The 26,075-nt window shown below is 50.4% G+C and carries 19 protein-coding genes; 7 read left to right on the top strand and 12 right to left on the bottom strand.

What is annotated here, in order from left to right; translation table 11 throughout:
* The first annotated feature begins 6 nt into the window (after window positions 1–6).
* From ACFQ88_RS04730 to ACFQ88_RS04710, 5 genes are all read left to right on the top strand, one after another.
* Window positions 7–1,101: a GerAB/ArcD/ProY family transporter gene (locus tag ACFQ88_RS04730; protein WP_379452468.1), complete on the top strand. Its 1,095-nt coding sequence runs from the start codon at window positions 7–9 to the stop codon at window positions 1,099–1,101.
* Entirely contained in the window at window positions 1,098–2,177 is a 1,080-nt protein-coding gene (locus ACFQ88_RS04725; protein WP_379452466.1) for a Ger(x)C family spore germination protein, read from the top strand. Before ACFQ88_RS04730 ends, ACFQ88_RS04725 begins: the two co-directional genes overlap by 4 nt.
* 213 nt (window positions 2,178–2,390) lie before the next feature.
* A complete protein-coding gene (locus ACFQ88_RS04720) occupies window positions 2,391–2,795 on the top strand; it encodes a MarR family winged helix-turn-helix transcriptional regulator (RefSeq protein WP_379453580.1) in 405 nt (134 codons plus the stop codon).
* Complete coding sequence (locus ACFQ88_RS04715) at window positions 2,792–3,673, top strand: pirin family protein (protein ID WP_379452464.1); 882 nt, start codon at window positions 2,792–2,794, stop codon at window positions 3,671–3,673. Before ACFQ88_RS04720 ends, ACFQ88_RS04715 begins: the two co-directional genes overlap by 4 nt.
* Before the next feature lie 152 nt (window positions 3,674–3,825).
* Window positions 3,826–4,767 carry a YheC/YheD family protein gene (locus tag ACFQ88_RS04710; RefSeq protein ID WP_379452462.1) on the top strand — a complete coding sequence of 314 codons (942 nt, stop codon included), beginning with the start codon at window positions 3,826–3,828 and terminating at the stop codon, window positions 4,765–4,767.
* Window positions 4,768–4,861: 94 nt separating this feature from the next.
* Here the strand turns inward: ACFQ88_RS04710 and ACFQ88_RS04705 are convergent, their stop codons facing one another.
* The 3 genes from ACFQ88_RS04705 to uvrA form a co-directional block, all read right to left on the bottom strand.
* Complete coding sequence (locus ACFQ88_RS04705) at window positions 4,862–5,278, bottom strand: VOC family protein (RefSeq protein ID WP_379452460.1); 417 nt, start codon at window positions 5,276–5,278, stop codon at window positions 4,862–4,864.
* Window positions 5,279–5,511: 233 nt separating this feature from the next.
* On the bottom strand, window positions 5,512–5,655 hold the full coding sequence (locus tag ACFQ88_RS04700) for a hypothetical protein (RefSeq protein ID WP_239623974.1): 144 nt from the start codon (window positions 5,653–5,655) through the stop codon (window positions 5,512–5,514).
* A 115-nt stretch (window positions 5,656–5,770) separates the two neighbouring features.
* A complete protein-coding gene (gene uvrA / locus ACFQ88_RS04695) occupies window positions 5,771–8,278 on the bottom strand; it encodes an excinuclease ABC subunit UvrA (RefSeq protein WP_379452457.1) in 2,508 nt (835 codons plus the stop codon).
* Window positions 8,279–8,475: 197 nt separating this feature from the next.
* Between uvrA and ACFQ88_RS04690 the strand changes: the two genes are divergently transcribed.
* Together ACFQ88_RS04690 and ACFQ88_RS04685 are read left to right on the top strand one after the other, a co-directional pair.
* Window positions 8,476–9,183, top strand: coding sequence for a MerR family transcriptional regulator (locus ACFQ88_RS04690; protein WP_379452455.1), 708 nt, complete (start codon window positions 8,476–8,478; stop codon window positions 9,181–9,183).
* A 72-nt stretch (window positions 9,184–9,255) separates the two neighbouring features.
* Window positions 9,256–10,461, top strand: a complete 1,206-nt coding sequence (locus ACFQ88_RS04685) for a cytochrome P450 (RefSeq protein ID WP_379452453.1) — start codon at window positions 9,256–9,258, stop codon at window positions 10,459–10,461.
* A gap of 160 nt (window positions 10,462–10,621) precedes the next feature.
* On the opposite strand, the gene ACFQ88_RS04680 is transcribed toward ACFQ88_RS04685, so the two are convergent.
* The 9 genes from ACFQ88_RS04680 to ACFQ88_RS04640 all read right to left on the bottom strand — a co-directional run bounded on the left by ACFQ88_RS04680 (window position 10,622) and on the right by ACFQ88_RS04640 (window position 25,934).
* Window positions 10,622–11,623, bottom strand: a complete 1,002-nt coding sequence (locus ACFQ88_RS04680) for a DUF1835 domain-containing protein (RefSeq protein WP_379452451.1) — start codon at window positions 11,621–11,623, stop codon at window positions 10,622–10,624.
* A 112-nt stretch (window positions 11,624–11,735) separates the two neighbouring features.
* On the bottom strand, window positions 11,736–12,119 hold the full coding sequence (locus ACFQ88_RS04675; RefSeq protein WP_379452449.1) for a hypothetical protein: 384 nt from the start codon (window positions 12,117–12,119) through the stop codon (window positions 11,736–11,738).
* A 36-nt stretch (window positions 12,120–12,155) separates the two neighbouring features.
* A complete protein-coding gene (locus ACFQ88_RS04670; RefSeq protein WP_379452447.1) occupies window positions 12,156–13,715 on the bottom strand; it encodes a sensor histidine kinase in 1,560 nt (519 codons plus the stop codon).
* Complete coding sequence (locus ACFQ88_RS04665) at window positions 13,708–14,397, bottom strand: response regulator transcription factor (RefSeq protein WP_379452445.1); 690 nt, start codon at window positions 14,395–14,397, stop codon at window positions 13,708–13,710. The genes ACFQ88_RS04670 and ACFQ88_RS04665 overlap by 8 nt, the downstream gene beginning before the upstream one ends.
* Window positions 14,398–14,669: 272 nt before the next feature.
* Window positions 14,670–20,195 carry an SdrD B-like domain-containing protein gene (locus ACFQ88_RS04660; protein WP_379452443.1) on the bottom strand — a complete coding sequence of 1,842 codons (5,526 nt, stop codon included), beginning with the start codon at window positions 20,193–20,195 and terminating at the stop codon, window positions 14,670–14,672.
* Between the two features lie 21 nt (window positions 20,196–20,216).
* Window positions 20,217–20,822: a class D sortase gene (locus ACFQ88_RS04655; protein ID WP_379452441.1), complete on the bottom strand. Its 606-nt coding sequence runs from the start codon at window positions 20,820–20,822 to the stop codon at window positions 20,217–20,219.
* A gap of 326 nt (window positions 20,823–21,148) precedes the next feature.
* The gene (locus ACFQ88_RS04650; RefSeq protein WP_379452439.1) at window positions 21,149–22,105 is read right to left on the bottom strand and encodes a D-2-hydroxyacid dehydrogenase family protein; all 957 of its coding nucleotides are present in this window, start codon (window positions 22,103–22,105) and stop codon (window positions 21,149–21,151) included.
* Window positions 22,106–22,300: 195 nt separating this feature from the next.
* A complete protein-coding gene (locus tag ACFQ88_RS04645) occupies window positions 22,301–23,644 on the bottom strand; it encodes a cytochrome P450 (protein WP_379452437.1) in 1,344 nt (447 codons plus the stop codon).
* 226 nt (window positions 23,645–23,870) lie between these two features.
* Complete coding sequence (locus ACFQ88_RS04640) at window positions 23,871–25,934, bottom strand: LuxR C-terminal-related transcriptional regulator (RefSeq protein WP_379452435.1); 2,064 nt, start codon at window positions 25,932–25,934, stop codon at window positions 23,871–23,873.
* Window positions 25,935–26,075: the final 141 nt, after the last annotated feature.

Here is a 26,075-nt window from a genome sequence, read left to right as displayed (position 1 = left end):
TTCCAAATGAAAGCTCCGTATGTTGTATCCGAAACGAACACGATCCCGCCTTACCTGGTCTTATTTCTCGTATTTGGCGCTCAGGTAGGGCTAGAATATTTAAGCTTCCAACGGAAGCTTGCCAATACGGTCGGCCAGGACAGCTGGATTGTGGTGATCATCGCCGGAGCCCTTCTGCACGTGTCGATCCGCTTCATGTTCTCCTTGCTGAACCGCCACAATACCGATATTGTCACGATAAATAAGCAATGCTTCGGCTCGATTGCCGGAGGCATTATCAACACCGCTCTGATCGTTTATGCATTAGTCGTGTGTGCGCTGAGCGTGCGATTGTATGCCGAAATTGTGAGGCTATGGATTTTCCCGGATCTTGGCATTTGGAAGATCATCCTGGTTCTCTTAATCCTAATCTACTATATCGTATCAGGGGGATTCCGGGTGCTGGTCGGTTTTTTCGTATTCGCCCAGCTGTCGGTAGTTCTCATCATCACATATTATTTCGTCCGAAATTATTACCATCCGTCGAACCTGCTGCCGGTATGGACTCATTCCGCGGCGGATATGGCACAAGGTGTCTTGGTATTGGCTCCCAGCTTTATGGGAGTGGAAGCTCTTCTCTTTTACTACCCTTTTATCAAAAAAGGCTATGCAGCTCAGCTATGGGCACACTTAGGTAATGCAGCAACTGTGTTGATTTACTTGATGGCAATCATCTTCTGCTTGATGTTCTACAGTTTAGGACAACTCATGGATGAACCGTGGCCGATTCTCGGTCTGTTTAAGTTTGTCGAGCTTCCGTTTATGGAGCGGGTCGAATTTATCGGCGCCTCCGTGCAAGTATTCCGGCTCATACCGCTTCTGGCTTTGTACGTTTGGATAGCAATCCAGTCCTGCAAGCTCCAATTCAACTTGAAGAAGAAAATCATGCTGCCTGTCTGTCTCGCCACTGTGCTGGGCATAAGTATGTGGTTTCAAGGTTTGGATGAAATTCAACGGATTTATCCAGTGATCGGGTTGGCCGGCATTACGATCTTGTTCATCTATGTGCCCCTCGTCGGGATGATCTCACGCTGGTTGATTTCCAAGAGGCAGCCTGTATGAAGGTCATTCATTGGATCCTCATATGCTGCTTGATGGCAAGCTGTATCGTAAAAACCGAGGTAGTGGAGGACATTAACATCGCTTTGGCTGCGGCAGTAGATGAAGTTCAACCCAATAGCGACGCTGACAAGACGGAACGTCCCGAGATTAAAATTACGATGAGCGTTCCTTCATATAACTCGGATAGCAGTATCAGCAACAGATTTTTTAGGAATACGGGTGCCAGCTTAAAAGATATTACGATGAAAATGAATTATTCGATGGATCAGTACCTTTCTATCAGTAAATTAAGCCTTCTCCTCATAAGCGAGCCGGTTTTGAACTCCGGCATTATGGAATATGCTAGCACTTTGTTCCGGGATCCGCTGTTAAGCGGACGATTGATCCTTGCCATGACGGAGGGCCAAGCCGAAGATTTATTCAGGGTGGACATTCAGAGCAAAAATGTCCCTATAGGCACCTATCTATGCCATGTGGTCGAGAATAACATAGCCACCTTCGATCTGCCGCTTATGAACCTGCATCAATTTATTTACGCGCATAAAGGCGCGGGCATGGATCCGATCATACCGATCCTGGGCATCAAGGATAACCGGCCGCTGATTCGAGGAATCGCGCTGATGAAGAATGGCTGCTATGTCGGGAAGCTGTCGGACGAGGAGATGATTCCGTTCAGCTGGATGAAGAAACATCGGATCTCGAACAGCTACTACACCGTTAGACTCAGTGATAAAGCGATGAGTATTAGTAACATCAAAATCAGGAGGCATTACGAATATTCAGCATCGCCAGACCAAGTAGTAATAAAATTAAAATTAACAGGCAGACTGATGGAACGCTCTCCAGCTACACCGTTTCAAAGCGACTCAGAGCTGAATTCGGAAGTCAAGAAAAAGCTTGCCAAAGACTGTGAAGCCATTATAGCGAAGCTGCAAAAGCTGGGAGTAGACCCTCTCGGGCTAGGCGATTTTGTGCGAACACATTCCCGCGATTGGCGCGAGGAGGAGTGGAAGGATCTATATCCTCGGTTACCTGTCAAAGTAGTGCTGGAAACCGAATTTGCGCATAATTCATAGGCCATACTTCTTTTTCGTCAGTAACTATAAAAATCTTGACAAAGTGACGGAATTGATTTATCTTTAAATCAAGATAATTTAACTCAAGATAATTCCTTCTCATCGAGCCATCAAGATTAAATTATCCGTCCCTGCACATCTCAAGCTGACAGGAGGGATTCAAACTTGATTACGGAACCGGACGAGGAGTCTATACAAACTTCCCTTAAGCTGATGGTCGTTCTGTCCAAGGCTTATAAAAGCGTGATGGATAAAGCGGTCAAGGACATTAAACAGTACGACCTCTCCCCTTCCGAATTCGGGATATTGGAAGTGCTGTATACGAAGGGAAGCATCCCGCTGCAGCAAATTGGCGACAAAATTCTGATTACAAGCGGGACCATGACCTACAATATCGACAAGCTGGAAAAGAAACAGCTGTTACGGCGGATTCCCGGACAGGAGGATCGCCGGATGGTGTATGCGGAGCTGACTGACAAAGGCAAGGAATTCATTCAGCATATCATGCCCCGCCATGCCGCCCATATTCACAGCATGATGCAGAGCTTGTCAGACCATCAAAAGAATGAAGCCATCGCGCTTCTAAAATTACTTGGCAAAGGAGTAGATGAAGCATGACTGCATTAAGAACCATACAAGGCACCTACAAGGGGGCTCCCTTTCACATGGTGGGAGACGGATTCAGGGTATCCAACTACTTCCCGTCGGGAACGAATTTTCAACAACGGTTCAGCCCCTTTATTTTGATGGACTATAACGCTCCGTTCGTGTTTCCTCCAAGCGACAACGTCAAAGGTGTAGGCGCTCATCCTCACCGCGGATTTGAAACCGTGACTATCGCTTATGACGGGTATATCGAGCACAACGATAATTCAGGCAATCATGGTATTATCGGTCCCGGCGACGTGCAATGGATGACAGCCGGGTCGGGATTGCTGCACAAGGAATACCATGAACGGGAGTTCTCCAAACGAGGCGGCCTGTTTCACATGATTCAGCTGTGGGTCAACCTGCCGCGGAGTCAAAAGATGCATCCGCCCCAATACCAAGAGCTGCTGAAAGCTCAGATGGGAAAGGTCGAGCTGCCAGATGACGGCGGCGCCGTCCGGGTCATTGCCGGCGAATATAAGGGAGTGCGTGGTCCGGCACAGACTTTTACTCCCATCCATTTGTTTGACATCCAATTTAATCTGAACGGTAAAGCGGAATTCACCCTGCCTGAATCGTATAACACCGGTTTGCTGGTGCTTAAGGGCAGTTTGCAAATCAACGATATCCAGATCGCGGCTGCGGGAGACTTCATCTTGTTCGATAACGTACCGGGTGACATTGTTCTTGAAGCACTGACGGATGATGCTCTGGTTATCGTATTAAGCGGCGAACCCATCGACGAGCCGATGGTCCAGCGCGGTCCGTTCGTTATGAACAGTCATGCAGAAATTATGGAAGCCTTCCAGGATTTTCAGCTCGGCAAAATGGGTAATCCGGATTTTTAACCTTATAGCATATTACAATGACGGAAGGGCTGGCGCTCTTCCGTCTTTCTCGTCACCTCCCTATGCCGGAATCTCTAAATCAATCAAAAGCCTGTTCCACTCGCAGGACAGGGTGCATATATTACTATGCGACCATATGGGAGGTAGATAAAGTGAAGCAGAATGCAAGGCAAGGGAATCAAAACATCGAAAGGATGAAGAAAAAGAATCCGAGAGTCAAACCAAGTGCCGCTCAAAATACCAAGCCCTATAAGACCCGCCGTCAGGCTCATCAACTTAGCCTATCGAACCTGGATGACATCCAGCCCTATGCGATTGGGAACGAAGCGGTCCTGAATCCGGGTCAAGCCAAGATTAGAGCACGGAGGCGCCGGTTGAAGTACGGCAAGCTTCGCAAACATTTCTATATGACTAGGTTCAAAGTCGTCCGCAGGCATCTGCCGGATACGAGAAAGGCTACAAGAGATAACTTGAGAGCCATGCTAAGGGCCTACCCTTCCCTATTTCTGAAACCGGATTTGGGATCCGGCGGCCACGGAATACTTAAAATTATGAAGACTCCCTCCTCGTACACGGTAAAATACGGCACGGAAACGAAGCATTATACTTCATTCCGTTCACTTTATACCATGATTCGTCCGCTTCTGCTAAAAAGAAGATATGTTCTGCAAAAAGGGATTCGATTGCTGAGAATCAAGCAACGTCCCTTCGATATCCGGGTAATGGTGCAAAAGAACAGAAACAGAAAGTTCGTCGTAACCGGCATCATCGGTCGTTTGGCCAAAGAAGGCAAGATTGTCACCAATTATCATAGCGGCGGCACCCCGCTGCCTGTCGAAGTTCTGCTGCGTAACCACATCGGCATCAAAAGAAGAGGACGTTACGTTAAAAAAATTGCGTTGGTAGGAAAACGAGCCAGCATCGCCATGAGCAAAAGGTTCCGTGACCTAAAAGCATTCGGAGTCGATATAGCTATTGACCCGGCGAAGAAGCTGTGGATTCTGGAGGTCAATACCAAGCCGGATAAACAAATATTCAATACGCTGAACGATAAGACTATGTACAGAAGAGTGCTTCGATTTGCAAAATACTAATGGATTAGCGCCGCTTATCCTTTCAATAATAGAAAACCTCCCTAAGCTTTTATCTAAGCCTGGGGAGGTTTTTGTCTATCTCAACGCATACTTTTTATTGCGGATCCACAGCGCTCATGTCCATGTAGATGACTTCCCAAATATGGCCGTCTACATCCTGGAAGCTTCGGCTGTACATAAATCCTTGATCCATCGGTTCGCTGTTAGACGATCCGCCTGCAGCCACTGCCTTATTTACGATCTCGTCGACTTGCGCTCTGCTGCTGGCCGACAAGCCTACGATGACTTCGGCACTCTTGGCCGTGTCTGTAATTTCCTTCTTAGTAAATGAGCTGAAAAATGGTTCCACTAGCAGCATAGCGAAGATGCTGTCGCTTATCACTAGGCAAGCTGCGTTCTCGTCGGTGAAATGAGGGTTGAATTCAAACCCTGCTTTTTTGAAAAAGTCCATCGATTGCTGCAAGTCCTTAACCGGTAAATTAACAAAAATTTTGTCCGATGTCACTGCCACTCTCTATCACCTCATGCGTAGGATTAATTAGTACCTGTACTTAATAGTAGCATAGGGTTTCGGCTATCGTTTCTTATAGATTGCTATGTTGCTTTGAAGGAATAAGTGTTGTAACGTCCGTTATCGGAGGAATATCTTAAGATATTACCGTCTCACAAAAAAAAGCAGCTGCCGGGACACTCTATTAGGAATGCCGCCGGATGCCGCCTAAATTAAATCATCTATGACTTGATTTAGATATATACGGGATGCTCATTGCCAAGCAAATAATTAATAATAAAATAGGCTATCGGGCTAAGAATAATCAAAGTAAACAATGTGATGATAAGACCTAATCCGCTGAAGCGGTTCTGTTCGTTTGCTTTTGCCAATTCCATAGTATCGTCCCCCATATCTTGTCGATTGTACCTCTTAGACATCATTATAGGAGACTATACGTCAAAAGTAAGTGATATAAATCACAAGCTAACGAGCCTCGCTCGGGCTGATGGGCTAGCATTGACCTGCAAGCGCCAAGCTTAAAAAATTGCCGGTTGCCGAAGCGCGGTTATTCGCGACCTGCTCGGGTGTTCCCTCTGCGACCAGCTCACCGCCTGCGGTTCCGCCGTCCGGGCCGATATCGATAACCCAATCCGCCTCACGGATGAGCTCAAGGCTGTGCTCGACTACAATGACTGTGTTGCCGGCATCGACCAGCTTGTCTAGCAGCAGGTGAAGCCGCTTGACATCAGTAGGGTGAAGCCCTGTCGTTGGCTCGTCGAGCAAGTAAAGCGTGTGCGTTCTTGTCTTTTTGCTCAGCTCCTTGGCCAGCTTGATCCGCTGCCCTTCTCCGCCTGACAAGGTTTTGACGGATTGCCCCCATTGCAAGTACCCTAGCCCTACTTCGCACAGCAGCTCGATCATGCTGTATATTTTCGCTTTCGATTGGAAGATCGGCAGCGTCTCCTGCACCGTTAAATTCAATAAATCCGATATGGAGTACCCTTCGAATTTGACCTTCAACACGTCTTCATTGAATCTTCTGCCTTTGCAGGCCGGGCAAGTAATCTCCGTACTAGGAAGAAAATTCATCTCCACAGGCAAAACGCCAAGCCCTTGGCATGCTTCGCATCTTCCTCCCGGCGTATTGAAGGAGAAACGCTTCGACGTCAGCTTATTCCTCTTCGCTTCCGGCAATCCGGCATACAGATTCCGCAGCTGAGTATACACGTCGGTATACGTTGCGACGTTGGAGCGCTGCATTCTGCCAATCGGCGACTGATCGACGATGATTTTATTACCAATATGTTCGAAGCCGGTAATTCCGTCACATCCTTCGACAGCCTCCTCCCCGCCTTGCGCCAGCAAATCGAACAGCAGCGTCGATTTCCCCGAACCGGAGACACCGGTCACGGATATGAAACTGCCCAAGGGAAAGGATACGTCGATATGCTTCAAATTGCGGGCATGAGCATTGCGAATCGTAAGGAAACGCCCATTCCCTTGCCTCCGTCTCCGGTCAGGCACGGCTCGAGCTTCATTCCTCAAATAGGCTCCAGTAACCGAATGCTCGCTATCCATAAGCTCCTCCAGGCTTCCTTGACCTACGATCGTGCCCCCGTTGCGGCCTGCGCCCGGACCCACATCGATAATATGGTCTGCCGCCCGCATTACATCCACGTCGTGCTCGATAACGAGAACTGTGTTACCTAAATCCCGGAGCTGCTTCAGCACACGGATGAGACCCGCCGTATCGCGGGGATGGAGTCCCGTCGTCGGCTCATCCAAAATATATAGTACCCCCGTCAATCCGGAGCCCAATAGCGATGCAAGCCGCAGCCGCTGCGCTTCGCCGCCCGATAACGTCACCGTCTGCCGATGCAGCGATAAGTAACCAAGCCCAACATCCATAATCCGCTCGAGCCGGACGGGTACATCATGCAGAACAGGCTCAAGCAGATGGAAGCCTTCGACGGGCAGATGGTCTCTCAATTGCCGCGTCCAGCGCAGCACCTCTTCCAGCGGCCATTCGGCCACTTCGGATAAGGAAGCTCCGGCAACCGTAACCTGGCGCACCTCCTTTTTCAATCGTCCGCCCTGGCATCCGGTGCATAGCTTGACACGAAAGAGCTCCGCTTCCCTCTCCATCGGCCCCTGATCGCCGTCCTTCTCTTTATATCTGCGCCATATTCCGGTAATGATTCCTTCAAACTTGCCGCCATTGACCGTTTTCGGAGGCTTCTTGTCCGGGTAGTGGCGCAAGAATTCCGGGCTTTCCACGCCGTAATATAACACATCTCGCTGAATGTCGTTGTAATCTTTCAGTGGCATATCTGGATCAAAGCTGAAGCCGTAATACTTCGCTGCCGCCAGCAAAATACTAGAATAATATTCGTTCAGCACATCATACAGGAATGTGACTCCTCCGCTCCGCAAGCTTAACTCCGGATTGAATACAGCCTCCATAATCAAGGTGGCGACGTTCCCGAGACCGCTGCATACCTCGCATGCGCCTTCGGGTTTATTGAAAGAGAAATGGGCCATACCGAATTTCTCAAGCTCCATAAGGCAGTGCGGGCACGTGATGGATCCGGCTCTTGACTCTTCTTCCTCCATCATAACGGTTCCCGGCTCCTGAAAGCTTGGAGGGATCATTCCTTTGCAGCCTGGGCATATTCTCTGCCCTAGTCTGGAGTATACGAAGCGCAGGTAAGTGTAAATATCCGTAACCGTTCCGACTGTAGAACGTGGATTCCGGTTGGTAACATGCTGACCGATGCTGATGGATGGCGAAAGTCCTTCTATCGACTCCACCTTCGGCTTGCTTACGGAATCGGGTACCATCCCCATGGACTCCATATACTGCCTTTGGCATTCCCGCTGCAGCGTATCCATGGCCAATGTCGATTTGCCTGACCCGGACGGACCGGTAACAACAACAAGCTTGAACTTCGGGATAGATAGTGAAACATGTTTTAAATTATTCTCGTGCGCACCTTTAATGACGATTGCATCCTTCATACAATTCCTCCTTTTAATTCGGGGTCATGATTGGAACGGAATGATGGCCATCAAATGATCCGCTCGATTCAATAATAGAATACTACATTGATGCAAGTGGGAAGGTTTAGAATCATGTTTGGCCTGTAACAGGCATTTTCTTGACAAAACCTTGACACAGCAGTTTAATGTTTTTATCTGTGGTCCGGAGGTATTCAATGACAATAAGACCTATCGATATTGCAAGAAAATTGCATATCAGCACCAACACCTTAAGGCATTATGAGGAATGGGGGATCGTTCCTCCCGTAGAACGCGGTCCTAACGGCTATCGGATATATACGGAGCTGCATGTCGCTTATTTCGAGTGTATACGTGTCCTAAATGATGGAATTGGCATGCAGAAGACGGCGCAGATGATGAAGCTGACACTTCAGGGCAGGACGGATGAAGCATTATGGATATTGAGCCAATGTCAAGCCGAGCTGTATCAGGATAAGCTCATCGCAGAAAAAGCCGTGCAAGCTCTAGAAACTGAGGATACGAATTTGCTCCCCGCCAAAAAAGGAAAAAAAGGATTGACCATCGGCGAAATATCCGTACAAACCATGATTCCGACTACCGCTATCCGCCATTGGGAAAAAGCGGGACTGCTTACCATATCCCGGGATCGGGAGAACGGGTACCGGGTTTTCACCCCCGCCAATTTGCGGCAAATATTAATTATCCGTACTCTGAAAACGGCGTTTTGGTCTCTCGATATCATTAAGCAAATTATTTCGGAGCTCGACGATAATCAAGTGGCGACGGCTATCAAGACCGCCAGGGAAGCGCTGCTTTATCTCAATCATATGAACCGGAATCAGCTTCGCGGCGCTTCTTATTTCCATCGTTTGATGGACCTGCTCACTTCCTCCCCAGCATGAAGGTTTTTCCTGCCGCAATACGGGGTAAATTAGAAGGGTAAGTATAACCAATCCGAGAGGAGTCATTAATGAATGGATGCCGTAAAAGCTGAACGCTATGCGAATATTCTCCCTATGGAGGAATTAAACACGCCGGAAAAAAGACTGTTGCCCTTCACTATTTACAATAACCTTCGGACAACCACTCCTGTCCGGTATGATGAAAGCCGCGGCTGCTGGGATGTGTTTCGATATGAGGACGTCCACCGGATTTTGAAGGATCCCGCTACTTTCTCTTCCGTACGCAAGCTCGCTGAGAGAGATACCATCCTGACGATGGACCCGCCGCGGCACACTCAGATGAGAGCCCTTGTCAATAAAGCATTTACTCCCAAAGTAGTTAACGATCTCGCTCCTCACATCGCCTCCATTACCCAAGAGCTTCTGGATGCCGTTGCATCCAAAGGCCAAATGGATACCGTTCACGATCTCGCCGTCCCGCTTCCCGTAATAGTCATAGCTGAGCTGCTCGGGGTGCCGCCCAAAGACAGACATCTGTTTAAAGAATGGTCGGATATTCTCGTCAAAGGTCCGGATGTAAATACGGATGAAGCTTTTCGGCAAGTCATGATGGAAAAAGCGCAGGCGATGAAGGAGCTGAATGCCTATTTTGCCGTCATCCTTGAGGAACGACGTCAAAAGCCGCAGGAGGATTTGATTTCGCTGCTGCTAGAAGCCGAGGTGGAAGGGCAGAAGCTCACGGATGAGGAATTGCTAGGCTTCTGTATCCTGCTGCTCGCCGCCGGTAATGAGACGACAACCAATCTGATCACGAATGCCGTGCGCCGGCTGACGGAGGATCAGGAGCTGCAAAAGCAGCTTCAGGAGCAGCCCGAGCTTATTCCGAGCTTCGTAGAGGAGGTGCTTCGTTATTATCCTCCGATCCAGGCCATTGGCCGGGTCGTGATGCAGGATGTCGAAATTCAAGGCATACCGATTAAAGCAGGACAGCAAGTTGTCTCCTGGGTCGCAGCGGCCAATCGGGATGACAACAAATTTCCCGATCCTGACCGCTTTATTGTGGACCGGAAGCCGAATGCGCATCTCTCCTTTGGATTTGGCACCCATTTTTGCCTTGGAGCTCCATTAGCCCGATTGGAAGGACAGGTTGTACTTTCGCATCTGCTCCAGCGGTTTCACGATATTGAATTCGTCAGCGGATCCGAGCTGCAATACATACAAAGCCCGTTCGTCTTTGGAGTGAAGCAGTACCCTGTACGGTTTCGTTCCGTAAAATAAAAAGCTACCCTCCGTAGTAGAGGATAGCTAACGTGAACCATTTAGATCCGAAAAGGCTGCAGAGGTACCCACGTGGCGTACCTCCCCAGCCGCTGTTATTTATCGCAAAATCTATTGTTTTATCCCACGAAAGCCCTCTAGTATTTTCAGTGAAATAAAACTAAGTACGAACTATCGATTGCTTGGAGCTATCCCATCTCCATTGGATCCGGTGACCGGACAGGTGAACTCCGCCGTACCAGCACTCGATTCCGTTCGCCTCCACCCCATCTTCCTTCCCTGCCAGCACCGCTTTGCCAAATGGCGTCAGCTCCAGCTTGCCCTCACGGAACGATGAAATCGATGGGTTCATGTAGTCAGGAAACCGGTCGAAATTGCGAAATGCCAGCAGCGGCTTAGAGCCTTGCGTCATTCGCTCCAGGCGGTACCAATATTGCAAATCCCCCATTCCAAGTCCGTGCAGCTTATCTCCTGTGTGCTTGAACAACGCCAGCGGCGAATGGATACCGCTTTCCACCAGCTCCAGCGTAGTTTGCTCGACTATCCCTAGTCCATTGAGTATGGATGGGAACCGGGCCAGATGAAGCCGGAAGCTATCGCCTGCATAAGGCAGAGCAGCCAAATCGCATTCCTGAAGCAGCTTGTTCAGAACAAGCGGATCCGGAGAGGCATACGCTTCCCATAGCTGTTTGCCCAATTCGAGCGTCTTCTGTCCGACAGGCTGCCATGTACCGACAAGCGACAGCAGCTGTTCTACAGACAATTGGCCCAAGCCTCGGAAATCATCAATGCCAGGGAAAGAATTCAACGACAACAGGCTTAATTTTGTTCCCTCCATCGGCTGTCCTGCGAACCAATGCAGCAAGCAACATAGCATCGCTTGATCGAAAAGGTCATATTCAAACCATAGAACAATCTCTTCATGCTCGCGAAATTGCTCCAGTATACGCTCCTGCTCTTTGCTTAAGGCGATAAACTTTGACGACGGGATGCCCATCGTTTGTTCCAAGTAATTCGCTCGATAGACTCTGTTCGATTCGGATGACGCGTCGACGAACACTGGACCTTCGGACCATATTTCCAGCCATACGAGAACCTCTCCTTGAATCCCGCCTTGCTTCAGCTTATCCCCTACGGTATCGCCATTCACGATATGCAGCATTACCATCAAGCCTCCTTTGCAATGATTATAGCTCCAGATGATGTCTTGTGAGATACTGTCCTTCATTGATGGTAAAGCAGGAGGCGTGATGTTTCAACAGTGATTTCCAAATTTATTCTTTGGGTTGCTTGGTCAGTGTCACCGTTTCTTCTTTATCGTTCCAGCGAATTTGAACCGCCATGCTGCCTTCATTCACATATGGCGCGCTTAGTGTCGCTTTCCCGCTGATCTTCAGCTTCTCGGTCGGCCCCTTGTGCTGGCCGCTTTCTTGAAAATTGGAGCTGTTCTTAAACGTATATTGGACATCGGACACAGGTAATCTGTCTTCGCCGATGTAAGTTATTGAGTACTTCTTCACATTAGCAGGCTCATTAACGGAGCATTCTATATTCCAATTCGAGCTCTTACCGCTGTACAGATTCGGTCTTGAGCAACCGATCAATGATGCCAGAACAACAAGAATGACAGCGCCGATCCACATGAATCTTTTGGACATGACAACCACCCCCTCTATCCCCTATTTCCGGATCAACTAAATCAGCTTTATTTTCACATAAAAATGGATTTGTTCATCGCTCTGCTCCGCCCATATCGCTCCGTCGTGCGATTCCACAATGCTTTTGGCAATGGCAAGGCCAAGACCCGATCCGCCTGTATTTGAGGAACGTGATACGTCCACCCGGTAAAATCGGTCGAACAGCTGCTTGATTTCGCTCTCTTCGAGCATCTCCGAACGGTTGCTGAACCTAATGGTCACATAACGCAAATCCTGCTTGACCATAACCGTGATCTTCCCCGGCTTGACACTGTATTTGATGGCATTCGTCAACAAATTTTCGAACACGCGGATCATCTTGTCTACATCGATTTTGACCAGAATCTTTTCCTTTGGGATATGACGCTGGATCGTCAGCTGCTGCTCCTCTGCAGGCGTCACGAACTCTTCTAGCAGCTGATCCAGAAGCTCGTTGATCGCTACGCCTTCCTTCATCATCGGCACATCGTGATTGGACAGCTTCGTATACTCGAACAGATCGTCGATAAGCGATTGAAGCTTCTCCGATTTGTGGTAAGCAATGCCAACGTAGGAGTCCGCCTGCTCTTGCGTTTCGTAGCCTTTGTCGTGCAGCAGGCGCAGGTATCCCATGATTAAGGTTAGCGGGGTGCGCAGGTCGTGGGACACATTCGTAATCAGCTCGCTCTTCAGTCGTTCGTTACGCCGCTCCTCTTCGATTTTTTGCTGCAGCTGCTCGACCATCAGATTCATATCCCGGGCCAAAGAGCCCAGCTCGTCTTCACTCCGTTCAATGACGCGATAGCTCAGGTTGCCGGTAGCGATAATTCTTAATCCGCCTGCCAGCTCCTCTACATAGCGCATTTTTCTTTGCGTCAAATAGTAGAACAGGAAGATGAACACTGCCGCGGCACCCATAAAAGGCAGCGGGCCTTCGTTTTTTTGATACGTGATGTGGGGCTCAGGAATACCCGAAACGATCAAATACGATTTTTGTCCGTTGTAGTTAACGGGATAAAAGCTGGAATGCACCTTGCGGTTCTCGTTGCCTTCATATCTCGTATTCATGGCATTATCGATGATGCTGTGAATTTCTACATTGGTCTCAGGGGCATTGCTGCTCCGGAAAATTACCCTGCCCTCCAGATCGGTTATCAGAACTTTGTATTGATCATTTTGGACGATCCGCTCGACCCGCTGTTCGAAATCGTCAGACATTTTCTCATCGTGTTGGATATTCGTGTTTTTTTCATCCAAGGCACGGTTTTTTAAATCCATCATCAAGCCTCGCGCCTCATTGTCAATCCGGGAGAGACCTACTTGATAGTCGATGACGGCCTCCCTTTGATATTCCCCGAATATTTCGTCGCCTATAGCATAAGTGAGCGTAGAAGCCAGTAAGCAGACGCAGGTCGTTAAAATCAGCTGAAGTCGAATGCTCCGGCCTATTCTGCCCGATCCGATGAAGTACAGTCTGCGCAGCAGGATAATCAGCTTGCGGACGATATTGAACGGAAACCAGGTGAACGGAAATCGGTTCAGCCTGGAGGATGGATGCAATTCATAACGGCTATTCAACTTTGTAGCCAACCCCCCATACGGTTTTGATATATTTAGGCTTGCGCGGATTCTCCTCGATCTTCTCGCGAATTTTACGAATGTGCACCATAACCGTATTATCCGAATCGAAGTAGGCTTCCTTCCATACCGTCTCGTAAATTTTCTCGATGTTCCAGACGATGCCGCGGTTGCGTGCGAGCAGCTCCAGGATGGCGAATTCTCTCGGCGTCAGTTTGATGTCCCTGCCTTGAAGCTTGACTTCCCGCGTCAATGTGTTGATGGTCAATTCATCCACTTCTATCTCATGATCCTTGTTAGCCTGCGGAACATTAAGCCGGGTATATCTCCGCAGCTGGGACTTGATTCTCGCGATCAGCTCCAGCGGATTGAAGGGCTTGCTCATGTAGTCGTCCGCACCCGAGCTTAATCCCCATATTTTATCCATATCCTGGCTTTTTGCCGACAGCATGATGATCGGCATGTTCCGCTGCTCGCGGATTTTGAGGCATGCCTCGATCCCGTCCATTCTAGGCATCATAATATCAAGGACGATGAGATCCACCTCTTCCTTTTGCAGAACCTGGAGCGCCTCCATTCCGTCCGACGCGCGCAGCAGTCTGAAGCCTTCGTTTTTTAAGTAAATTTCCAGCATATCTATGATGTCTTTCTCGTCATCTACCAGCAGTATCGTTGATTGCAATACGATCGTCCCCCTTTGTGCTTTACTTTAACGCACTTTTGTCCTTTTCGTAAATCCGGTCTTACTGGAATCCCTATGTACGTGGAGGAAACCTTCCGCATTTCTTTCTTATGCCTACTACATCCCCTTGCAATATTTAGTATAGCGTCTGAATCTTAACAGATTGGTACTCGGTTTCTTAAAAGTTTCTTAATAAGTTTAAGCAAAAAAGAAAGAGTACGCACCCTCGCTTTCGCTCGGTCTGCGTACTCCATGCTTCATGAAGCTCTTAATTATTGGTTTTCGCTTCTTCTTCCTCTAACGGCGATAGTAACAGCAATAACGATCAGTATCATGCCTAACCAAGGTGTCAAAGGCATCGATTCCCCGGTTAAAGGCAGCATGCCTGCATTAGGGCTATCCGGTTTCTTGTCATCGGAAGGAACATTATCCGGACGGTTCTGATCCTGGTCAGGAGTAGGTTCAACAGGCTGTTCTCCTGGGGGCTGATTCACAGCCGGATCGTTTGGTTCCGGATGGTTACTATTAGGCCCGTTCTCCCCGGCCGGCGGCGTGGTGCCAGGATTGTTGCCTCCAGGATTGCTTCCCGGAACCGATCCGGGAGTTCCGCCGCCAGGCTGCGGATTCCCAGGCGATCCGCCTCCACCTCCACTGCCGCCACCGCCACCAGGTCCATCTGGCCCGGAAGGATCGGATCTTTTGCGGAGGAATCCGGCGTCGATCGTCATGTTGCGTTCCCCTGCCGCCAACGTAATCCAGTCAGTCGACCCGTCGCTTCTTGCATCGGAGTCGATCGCACGATCCGTACCATTGCCTTTCGAGCTGAATTGATAGCCCGGAGGAAGCTCGAATCTTACACTGTATTTGCCGGCCTGGAGCTGTTCGAATTGATACAGCCCCGCTTGCTCGTATACAGCGCCGGTTACCGTAGTGGAGAGCAGTGTTCCGCTTTCCGAATACAGTCTCACTACAACTCCATTGATTCCCGGCTCACCATCGTTTTGCAGGCCGTCGCTGTTCGTGTCCAGCCATACCCGGTCACCAAGTGCAGCTGCCGGATCGCCCGGACCTGGCCCTGGACCGCCGTCATCGTCTCGAATCATGCCTGCATCAACCGTAAGGTTCGTTTCTCCGGAACCGAGAACAATAACGTCGGTCGATCCGTCCGCTTTAACATCGGAATCGGCGGCTTTATCCGATCCGATACCTTTGCTCGTGAACTCATACCCTGAAGGAAGCTCGACCTTCACGACATAGCTTCCGGATGGCAGCTTATCGAACGAATAATGCCCCGATCTGCCGTATACCGTCTCAGTGACTGTAGTGGACAGCTGCTGACCGGCACCGCTGTACAACGATACGAAGACCCCGTTCACGCCGGTTTCTCCCTCGTTTTGCAGACCGTCACGATTTGTATCATTCCAGACATAATCCCCTATCGAGCCGGAGGATGATGGCTGTTCCCGTTTTACGGATAAGCCGGCATCTATAGTGAGATTTGCCTGACCGGCGCTAAGTGTAACCACATCCGTCATGCCATCGGCATTCACGTTCGAATCGGCAGCGCGATTGTCTCCCGCTTCTTTGGATGTAAACTCATAACCGGAAGGAAGCTCGAACTTCAATTGATAACGGCCAGCCTGCAGCTTATCGAAACGATAGAAGCCCGCCTTGCCGTATACATTGCCGGTTACCGTCGTGTCAAGGTGTTGACCGGAATCGTTGTATAGGTCCACCTTGATCCCGTTCTGACCGGTTTCACCATCGTTTTGGATTCCATCGCGGTTCGAATCAATCCACACGTAATCGCCGAGCGCCCCTGTCAAAGGTGGTTCCGGATTCTTCGTAACCCCCGCGTCGATCGTCAAATTAGTTTGGCCGGCAGACAGCGTGACGAAATCCGTTATCCCGTCCGATTTGACGTTCGAATCGGCGGCCCTGTCGGTTCCCGCTTCTTTCGGCGAGAACGTATAACCTGCAGGCAGCTCGAATTTCAAAGCGTAGCTGCCGGGCAGCAGATCGCCAAACTGGTAATAGCCGGGATACTCGTACACGGAACCATACACCGATTGACGCACCGTACCGTACACAGAGCGGTAAACCGAAGACGTCACGGTCGAGTCGAGCATCGCTCCCCGATCGTTGAACAATTTCACGACGACGCCGTTCAAACCGCTAATGCCGTCGTTTTGGATACCGTCTCCATTATGGTCAACCCATACATAATCTCCAAGGACACCTCTGGCCGGCGGCTTCTCTTCCTTGTACACTCCGGCATCGATCGTCCGATTCGCTTCACCGGCTCCGAGCGAAATGATGCCGGTCTTTCCGTCCGCCGGATTGGCGTTGGAGTCCGTGTCGGATGAGGCATCCGTTCCTTGAGTAGTAAAGACATACGAGCCCGGAAGCGTGAACTGGACCTCGTAGCCTCCTGCCCACAGCTTGTCGAAGGTGTAATACCCGTCGCCGTATACCGCGTGGTTGACCGTCGAAGTGGTGGCAAGCGTCGCGCCTCTTGAATCCTGCAGCTGCACTTCGACTCCGTTCAACCCGGCTTCCCCGGCATCCTGAACGCCGTTACGATTGCTATCCACCCACACGCGGTTTCCGATGCTGGCGTTTGGACCCATAAGTCCAGCATCGATGGAAGTGTTGCTCTCGTTAGGGGCCAACCGGATCACAGCCGTTGTACCGTCCTCTTTTGCATCCGAATCCAGCTCAGGTCTGGTTCCGTCTCCTTGTCGCGTAAAGATATACCCGGCAGGAAGCTCGAACCGAACGACATATTCGCCGGCCGTCAACCGCTGAAACCCGTACAATCCGCCTTGGGCTGTCGTCGTTGTTCCAAGCTGAAAACCATTGGTGTCCTGCAAAGTTACAGTAACGCCGTCAAGACCCTGTTCCCCGTTGTCTTGAAGCCCGTTTCCGTTCAGGTCGAGCCATACCTTATCGCCGAGACTGCTCTTCGGCGGGTTCAGGCCTGCGTCCACCGTAACGATCTTCTCGCCCGAGCTCAGCCGGACCGGCGCCGTCCGTCCGTCCGCTTCGGCATCGGAATCCGTCGTATCGGCTCCTTGATTCGCGACGGTCCACCCGCTGTAGCCTTGCGGTAGTACGAATTTGACTCTGTAGGTACCCGAGGTCAGATTCGTAAACAAATAATAGCCCGGGTTCCCGGCAAAGTCATTGCCGGTTATCGTGGATTGCACTAGGTTGTCATCATTGTTGTACAGCTCGACCCGCACCCCGTTGACACCTTGATCCGCCGCCTCATTCTGAATCCCGTCCTCGTTCTGATCGCGCCAAACATAGTTGCCGATTTCTCCTTTGGCGTCTTCTTGAACAACCATACCGACCTTAAGCGGCTCCGTTGCCAGCAGCGGTTTGTTATTATCCGTACGTTTTGCGGTAAAGCCGAAGGAGCTCCAGGCAGCCTGGTCGTTCGTAGGCGCATTAACCGGCGCTCTCATAACCCATGTCAGTTCTTCTTGAGCTCCCGGCGCGATAATATGCCCGCTCGGGAATTCGAATTTGACTCCGGTGACGGTCGTCAAGTCGGCAGGCGGTACTGTCGACCAATGGCCTCCGGCCATCGATATGTCCGAATCCGCCGTATAATACACTTTAATGCCGCCAAATACGGTAATCTTGTCAGTCAATACCGGGCTCCATTTACTGTCCCGGGGCGATTTATCGATAACGCCCAGGTCCCCGACTCGCGGGAAAGCATCGACAATCGTCAAGCCTTGCACCGGAATGTTGCCTACGTTGGTCACTTGGAGCTTATATTCCACTTTTCCTCCGGGGGTTGTTGTGCCTTTGTCGGGGTATCGAGTCCAGTTGGTCCCGTCCAGATCCCCCTGCACCCACTTGACCGATTCGAGCTTGGCTGCCGTATTGACGTAAATGAAGTTGCTGTTGTACACATACCATTTGCCGTTCTTGAACACTTTTTTGGCAAAATCGTAGCTGTTCAAATAATCATGCTTGTCGGAAGTCACGTCTACCTGGTTCGTAATATAGCCGCTCTTGGTGCCCGCCTTAATCTGCGCCTCGAATTCCAGCTCGATCTTCTTGTCGGTTCCTATTACGGCAGGATTCGTATCATCCCACAACCATCGGAGCAGAGTTCGGCCCGTCGCCGCATCCGACTGCTGCTCGATCCGTGGAGCCGGAAGGTTCAGTCCGTCGTCACTCGCCAGCCTCGCGCTGCCCGATACGTATTGTAGCTCGGAAGGCAGCAGATCCTCGATAACCGGGTTCCGGAACAGAGAGCTGCTGAATTCGGTATTTCTTACGGAGATGCGGTATTTGACCTTGTCTCCCGGGGAGTAGAATGTCGCTCCCTCCGTCTGCTTGATCACCTCAATCAGCGGCCGGTCCTGCACCATATACAGCGATGCGCTGCTTTGGTGCTCCACTGCTTTCCCTGCAAAAAGATACTGCAGCACGGCCGTATTCGTTACTTTGTGGCTCTCATCCGGACGAACCGGCGCGTTGTAGCCCTCATCCAGCTTATACCTAATTTCAAAATTGCCGATTTGACTGAAGTCTACCGGAACCTCACCGAAGAGGATACGAAAGCCTTTAATAACCGTTCCCGGGCCGACCGCATTAGCGGCCATCAACGTTACCCGCTGATCCGCACGTACCGTTCCCCAGTCCTTCCATTCCCCGTATACATTATCGGCTACCGTATATTGAACCCGGTAGGATGAGATGCCTGTAAACGTAGGCGTGAATATTTGCAGCAGCTCCAATGGAGCGGGTACCATATCGGTCATTGTGTAGTTTTGCAAAGGGATGTTGGAGCGGCTGGACAAATTTCCAATATAGAAGTTAACCTCTTGTCCCGGAGAAATCTCTTGCTGCCGGTTATGCACCCACTTGGAAAATCCGCTCCCATCGTTCCCGGACTCGGAGGTAAAGGAGTGAGCTGCATTCGCCTTCAATGTCACTGCCGCCGATTGCAGCGGGGTGAATGACGCTTCCGCTTCGTTCACTACCTCTCCGGTAATGCTGTCCGGGTATTTCACCTTCACCCACAGCTCCTTGAAGCTGACTCCCTCTCCGAGAGTGCCGAGCCTCCAGGTAATCTGATTGCCTGTGACCGCATCCGGTGCGGGCCGCGCCGATACAAACTGGGCCTGGGCGGGAAGAATATCGCGTACGACAACGTTTTGCAGCTCGAGCTTGCCGGCAGTGTTAGGGGTATTATCGAATAAAGTCACCTTGTATTCGACCTCGCTGCCGGGCTTAGGCAAGAGCTCCTTAATCGGTCTTGAACGTTCCTTCGTCAGCTTCCAATCAGCAGCAGCCTGAGCGGTTACTGTCACGATATTGGATTCTTTGCCGCCTTGATCGCTCTCGAACTTACTCTGTGCGCGAGCTTGCGTATTGTTGGGTGTCAAGTAATTGGGAAAATGGGCGTTCACCTGAAGCGTGCCGGTCGTTCCGGCTTTTACGACACCGTTGAATCGAAAAACTACCGTGCGGCTTGCTGCTTGATACGAATGCGACGTATCTCCCGCATCGAATGCCGAGTCAAAGATTAAAGATTCAGGTAAGGGCAGGACAATTTGCGCATTCGTATACTGCTGCGTTGTACTGGAGACGCTGTAATCGATCTCGTACGAGAACGCTCTCCCCGAAGGTACAACGGCAACCGAGCTTCTCATCTCGATTTGAATGCCGTCCGAGGCGGCGGCTGCCGTCCATGCGGTTATCGGCACCATGAATACGTGGAAAAGAAGCAGCAGCACCCAGACAACAGCCTGCCTCTTTATCATCGTTCTCATTGTTTCATTTCTCCTCTAGCTTCATTGCATGGCTTTTCCTTTCAGAACGGCCTTTACTATGAGCCTGTGAGTGGGATTGTATTTCGGCTCGCACGTGATTAGTGTCAGCTCAGCCTTGTCCTTGCTTTGCTCCAGAACGGACAGATCGTCCGGCTTGACCAGAAACTTGGATGTGACGGAATACACGTACGTATCGTCCCGGGTATCGAGCTTGATGCTGTCCCCTGCCGCCAGCTCATCCAGCCGGCTGAATTGCTTGCCGTACGTCCAGCTGCGATGCCCGGCTATTACATAATTGCCGGTAGAGCCTGGACTTCGGCCCGGTACGACGGTGCCGACACCGGTTTTTAACGATTCAGGATCCGCACCTTCAACAATCGGCTCTTCCATATTCAAGGCTTCGATGGACAGAACGCCGAGCACAGGGTAACCGTCTAGCTTAACCGGCTCCGGAACGATGGAGCGACCGGATTCTTGCACCTTCGGCTCGGTGATGGTTACGGAATGTATCACTCCGCCTTTGGAAGAGCCCAAGGAAACCGTCTCAAGCTGTTTCCATGTATTCCATTGGTCAAGCATGGATATTCGGCGCTGCTCCTGCACATGCCGATCCCACAGCGGCTGCAAAATCAAAACAATTCCTGTAATGGACAGAACGACAATGAATGCGATTCGCAGCAGATTCGGACGAATGGTGCAGCACCTCCTACTTTCGTACTAGTAGTTGTTGCAGTAGCCACCGCTCCTTTCTCTACAAGACATCGTAACCCGTCTAGTTGAGCTATCAATGCAGGCTTTCCTTTCAGAATACGGCACGTTTTGCGAGAATATTCCAGCATGTTATTGAGCTTATCCAATATTTTTAATAAAAAAAGCTGACCTTCTTCCATCATTTCGATGGTTGAAGATCAGCCTCTTCAAGTACGTGGTTTAACCTGGCATCCCGATTAAGTTCAGCCCAGAGTCCGGACGGGTGCCCCCGCCAGAAATGCCTGAATGTCTTCCACGGCATCACGGTAAAATACCGCATAATTATCTTTGGTTACATAACCCAGATGAGGGGTTGTCAGTACATTCGGAAGCGATCGGAACAGATCGTCCTCAGGCAGCGGCTCTAGCGGATAGACATCCAGCCCGGCTCCTGCGATCCAGCCGTTTTGCAGTGCCTCGGCAAGGGCGTCCCGATCGACAATCGCTGCCCGCGACGTGTTGATCAAATAAGCGGTCGGACGCATCAGCTTCAGCGCCTCCGCTCCGATCAGCCCTCTTGTCCGGTCGCTCAGCACCAGATGGATGGAAACGAAATCGCTGCTTGCCAGCAGCTCCTGCTTCGAAGAAGTGCGACGAACGCCTAATTCGTCCGCTCGCTCCTGCGTTAAATTCTGGCTCCATGCTTGAACCTTCATCCCGAACGCTTGTCCGATCTGGGCTACCCGACCGCCGAGCTTGCCGAGACCGAGTACTCCGAGCGTTTTACCATACAAATCAGTTCCTAATGTGCTCTGCCATCCGCCTCCGCGAACCGCCTGATGCTCTTGGACAATGTTGCGTGCCAAGCCCAGCATCAATGCCCAGGTCAATTCAGCGGTATGAGCGGGAACTCCGTTAGTACCGCTAACCACAACGCCACTGGCGGCTGCTGCCGCAAGGTCGATCGACGCATTGCGCATTCCTGTTGTCACCAAGAGCTTCAGCTTCGGCAGACGAGCGAGCAGCGAAGCGCGAAACGGAGTCCGCTCACGCATGATAACGATAATATCGAAGCTTTCGAGCGTTTGTGCAAGCTCATCCTTAGACGCTATATGCTGAGAAAATACTTTTACATCTACCCGATCGGAGATCGCACTCCAATCTGCCATATCCAGTGCAACCTGCTGATAATCGTCCAAAATTGCGCATTGAAGCTTCATCCTGTATGTACCTCCTCCAATTTTACCGGCAACAAAGGGAATCATCGTTTCCGGGAGCCTTAAAGCTTCCGGTACAGCTGAGCCTAGTATAGCATGTTATCGATCAGTGAAGGTACATGATTTCAAAGCAGAAAAAGCCGCTTGCTCAGCGACTCTTTGAACGGGGATTTCCAAATGGACGAGCACTAGAGGCTGCTATCTTCGTTCAGCGACAACCTTAATTCCCCCTTTGGGAGATAACGTAAGCAGCGCTTCGGGAACAACCGGAGGATGCCCCTTTATATGACGCAGTCGGAACGATTGCCCAATTACAGCCAGTATAATAACCATTTCCAGCATGGCAAAATGATTGCCTATGCAGGATCGAGGGCCGGCCCCAAACGGAAAGTATGCCATAAGCGGTAGCTTCTTCATCAAGTCATTATCAAAGCGTTCCGGCCGAAAGCTCTCCGGATCTTCGAAATACGCCGGGCTCATATGAAGCGGATATGGACTTATCATGATGGCATCGCCACGGCGAAGCGCCAAGTCTCCGAGCTTCGTATCCACCATAGCCGTACGTCCGGTTAAATAACCTGCCGGCCGGAGCCGCAGTGTCTCCCATAATACATTTTGCGTGTATTCAAGCTCATTATAATGCTCTGCACCGGGCAATGCCCCGTCGAGTACCTGCTCCCATTCCTGCAGCAGCTTTTCCTCTACGTCCGGCCTCTTCATCACATAATCGAATGCCCAAGCCAATGTATGCGCCGTCGTTTCATGTCCGGCAAGGAACATCGTCATCAACTCGTCCCTAAGCTGGCGATCGGACATCCCGGTTTGATCGGTTTCGTCTACTGAACCCATTAAGACGGATAACAAATCTTGCGGCTCCCGCTCCTGGTTTTGTCTGCGCTCGGCTATAATGCCGAACACGATTTCGTCAAGCAGTCGGAGTGCTGCGGCATATTCACGGTTTTGTCTCGTAGGGATGAGTAACGGCAGCCGGATCAGCGATCGGATTTTTTCTGAAGCGATGCGGTTGATGCTGTCGAAGGCCTTCTCGATTTGTTCCAGCGTCGATTGGGAATTATAACTGAACAAGGTGCGCGCCATGATATCGAAGGTTATCTTGAATAAATCGCGGGTTAGCTCACGTTCCTGTACATGCGCCCAATTCGCAATGATACGGTGTGTGCTTAGTGCCATCTGAGCTGCATACGCCTGAATGTGGCTGCGGGTGAACTTCGGCTGAACGATGCGCCTCTGTCTGTCATGAAGCTCACCGTTGCTCATAACAAGACCTTCGCCCGTCAACCTCTTGATTTCGTCGAATGCTCCTGCTTTGCTGAAAGCATCGGCTTTCGTAACCATAGCCTCTTTTAACATATCCGGCTGAAATATGGCGTAAAAGCTTTGCGGTCCAAGCCGGAAACGGGCGTAATCCCCATGACTTTGATGGAGCCGGCACATAAATAATAGCGGATCCTCCCTGAACGCCTGTAGTGAACCGCCAATCATCGTCGTTCTCCATTCGGTTGGATCTGTTGAAGCCTTCATCGTCGTTCCTCCAGTACAAGTGCAATATGAAGCTAAGTTATGTGCAAAACCATTATGACAGCTTGAAGGAGGAAACGATATTATCCGTAAGGATACTTTTTAGGCTTCTATAGGATAGGAGAAGGTCTGTGCAAATTAAGATAAAGCCCGTCGTCTCCGGCGACAGCAATTTTGAAGGCCGCTTCATCGTTCCTGCAGCATCTTGTGCGGGGTCGGCGCTTTTGTTTTATCCTGATTCAGCCATCATTTTGCTGGCAAGCTGGGTTCTTGTATTGATTCCAAGCTTGGCATAAATGGACTTCAAATGTTTTTTTACCGTCACTTCGCTAATATACAGCTTATTGGCCACTTCCGCATTCGAGCAGCCCGAGAGGACGAGCTCGATAACCTCCTGCTCCCGGTTCGTGAACTGTTTCATTAGATCCGCCATACGAGTTCCTCTCGTTTCCGGGAGCGGAATCGGCGGTGCTTGCTGCCATCGGATACCCGCTTGCTTAAGCAAGCCTTCCAGGAATAAACGCAGCTTACTGCCCCTCGTATCGATAGCATAGGTCGGAGTTTGATCGAAGCCGGCATAATAATCATGCCATGCATTGTCCACGATACAGAAGCCGAGCTCGGGATAGATTCTGCTGGAAATTTCGCTCGGATAAGGCGAACATACGAATAGTCCTCCGGAACACATATGTGCATAAATCAGATAGACCCCCTGCGAACGCGCACTGGAGTTCATAAGATCGATAAAGTCCATGGAACGCATAAACCAGCCCGATGGACGATCGCGCGGAGCCTCCAATTTGCTTCTTTCTTCGGCGGACAAAGCACTCAGATAAGGCCGGCATAAAGGATCCTCCTCAAGCAATGGCAGAGTCTCTGAATGAATCGGGATGATAACGGCCAGGGCATGAACCCTCCCTTCCCTATCACGCAGCAGCTTGAGAGATTCAGGGGCTTTTTGGAACAAAGCTCGTACGTCTACACCGGAAAAATTATACCGCAGCGCTTCTACCGAGTATTCGAGTACAAACTGCTCGCCGGTATCCGGATCGGTCTCCATTCCGAAAATGCCCTCGGTGCACTGCTCACGCCATTCGATGTAACGAAAAACATCCTGCAAAGAAGATTCCGTGACCGTCTCCCAATAGTACGAATAACTCGTCGTGTTGTCTCTCGCCATCGCTTTGAGCACCTTAATGCCTGCATAACGAAACAATTCCCCTATTTCCCAAGCCATCCCCTTGTTCCCGGCCGCAGTCAGAATAGCCTCCGCATAATAGATCGCGCTTCTTTCAATATATCGCTTGTATAGCTTCGGTGCCCTGTCTTTCAATTGACAGCTTGTTATTTCGCTCATCAAATCATGCAGCTGCCAGCCGTTCACCGATTTATGCACAAATGACAAGCTTTTCAGCTTATCCACAACCTGCGCGTCAATCTCTTTTTCCATAACGAAGGACAACAGCTCCTGATCGAACCGTCGCAATACCGAGGCGGCCTCAACTACGCTTCTCAGCTCGCGGTCCGGATATTCCTTCAGCCATAAGGAGGCAAGCTCTCCGAACCAGTCCACTTCCGAATGTTTGCTGAGTTCACCTTCATATGCGTAAGAAGCCACAGCCAGAGACAACGTTAAGGGGTGTCCCTTGGACCGGATCCATATGGACTCCATTTGTTCTGCATCTTGAATTCCGCATAATCTCGTATACTTCAAGCACTCTTCTTTATCCAGCGGAGGCAGCCGCAGCTGGCTTATCAGCTCCCGCCATACAGGAGATGTAATCCAACCGCCTTTCAGAGGATGCCGTCCCGCCGAGAGGACAACGGTTCCCTTAGGGAGCCACGGAATAAAACGGTCTCGCATCCAAGCTTCCATATCGATCATTTCTTCGAACGTATCCAACGCGATGATTACTCTGCGTTCGGTTGATGCTTGTTCTATCCAATCCAGAGCTCGCTCTCTTGCACTTTCCCCACCCGTGACCCGGGCCTTCCCGTTACTGTTTTGTCTCGTTAACTGATTTAGTAATGCAGAGCAAAACTCGTCTTCCGTATGAACGAAATCCCGGCTGTCCATCAGAACAAACCAGCAGCCCCTATCTACGGATAACTCTCGGCATAGCCGTAGATAAGTGCTTTTCCCCAATCCTCCTGTACCATAAATATGAAGGACCGACGCCCGGCTTCCTCCATGCTCAGCAGCAAGCATGCTACTAAACCGCTCTAATTCCGCCTCACGGCCGACAATATATTGGTTTTCTCGTTGAGCAAGACTGTTATACTCAAGGTCCATATCGAACTCTCCCTAAACTTGACTATCTTTATCTATATGAATCGGCCATGATGTAAACCAGGTTTGTTTATCCATTTCGGCAGATTCAGGAATAAGTCCTGCTTTCTAGACATGGATTGCCAAGCTGCAGAGCCGAACAAG

Source organism: Paenibacillus sp. NPDC056579, from assembly GCF_042793215.1.
In the GTDB taxonomy this organism is placed as follows: Bacteria; Bacillota; Bacilli; order Paenibacillales; family NBRC-103111; genus Paenibacillus_S.
The sequence above is the reverse complement of the archived record's forward strand: the minus strand, read 5'-3'. Positions and strand labels throughout refer to the sequence as shown.

Excerpts from the sequence above, each read along its gene's own strand:
- ACFQ88_RS04730 (WP_379452468.1), top strand. The coding sequence starts at position 7 with ATGAAAGCTCCGTATGTTGTATCCGAAACGAACACGATCCCGCCTTAC.
- ACFQ88_RS04725 (WP_379452466.1), top strand. The coding sequence starts at position 1,098 with ATGAAGGTCATTCATTGGATCCTCATATGCTGCTTGATGGCAAGCTGT.
- ACFQ88_RS04720 (WP_379453580.1), top strand. The coding sequence starts at position 2,391 with ATGGTCGTTCTGTCCAAGGCTTATAAAAGCGTGATGGATAAAGCGGTC.
- ACFQ88_RS04715 (WP_379452464.1), top strand. The coding sequence starts at position 2,792 with ATGACTGCATTAAGAACCATACAAGGCACCTACAAGGGGGCTCCCTTT.
- ACFQ88_RS04700 (WP_239623974.1), bottom strand. The coding sequence starts at position 5,655 with ATGGAATTGGCAAAAGCAAACGAACAGAACCGCTTCAGCGGATTAGGT.
- uvrA (WP_379452457.1), bottom strand. The coding sequence starts at position 8,278 with ATGAAGGATGCAATCGTCATTAAAGGTGCGCACGAGAATAATTTAAAA.
- ACFQ88_RS04690 (WP_379452455.1), top strand. The coding sequence starts at position 8,476 with ATGACAATAAGACCTATCGATATTGCAAGAAAATTGCATATCAGCACC.
- ACFQ88_RS04685 (WP_379452453.1), top strand. The coding sequence starts at position 9,256 with ATGGATGCCGTAAAAGCTGAACGCTATGCGAATATTCTCCCTATGGAG.
- ACFQ88_RS04680 (WP_379452451.1), bottom strand. The coding sequence starts at position 11,623 with ATGCTGCATATCGTGAATGGCGATACCGTAGGGGATAAGCTGAAGCAA.
- ACFQ88_RS04675 (WP_379452449.1), bottom strand. The coding sequence starts at position 12,119 with ATGTCCAAAAGATTCATGTGGATCGGCGCTGTCATTCTTGTTGTTCTG.
- ACFQ88_RS04660 (WP_379452443.1), bottom strand. The coding sequence starts at position 20,195 with ATGAGAACGATGATAAAGAGGCAGGCTGTTGTCTGGGTGCTGCTGCTT.
- ACFQ88_RS04650 (WP_379452439.1), bottom strand. The coding sequence starts at position 22,105 with ATGAAGCTTCAATGCGCAATTTTGGACGATTATCAGCAGGTTGCACTG.
- ACFQ88_RS04645 (WP_379452437.1), bottom strand. The coding sequence starts at position 23,644 with ATGAAGGCTTCAACAGATCCAACCGAATGGAGAACGACGATGATTGGC.
- ACFQ88_RS04640 (WP_379452435.1), bottom strand. The coding sequence starts at position 25,934 with ATGGACCTTGAGTATAACAGTCTTGCTCAACGAGAAAACCAATATATT.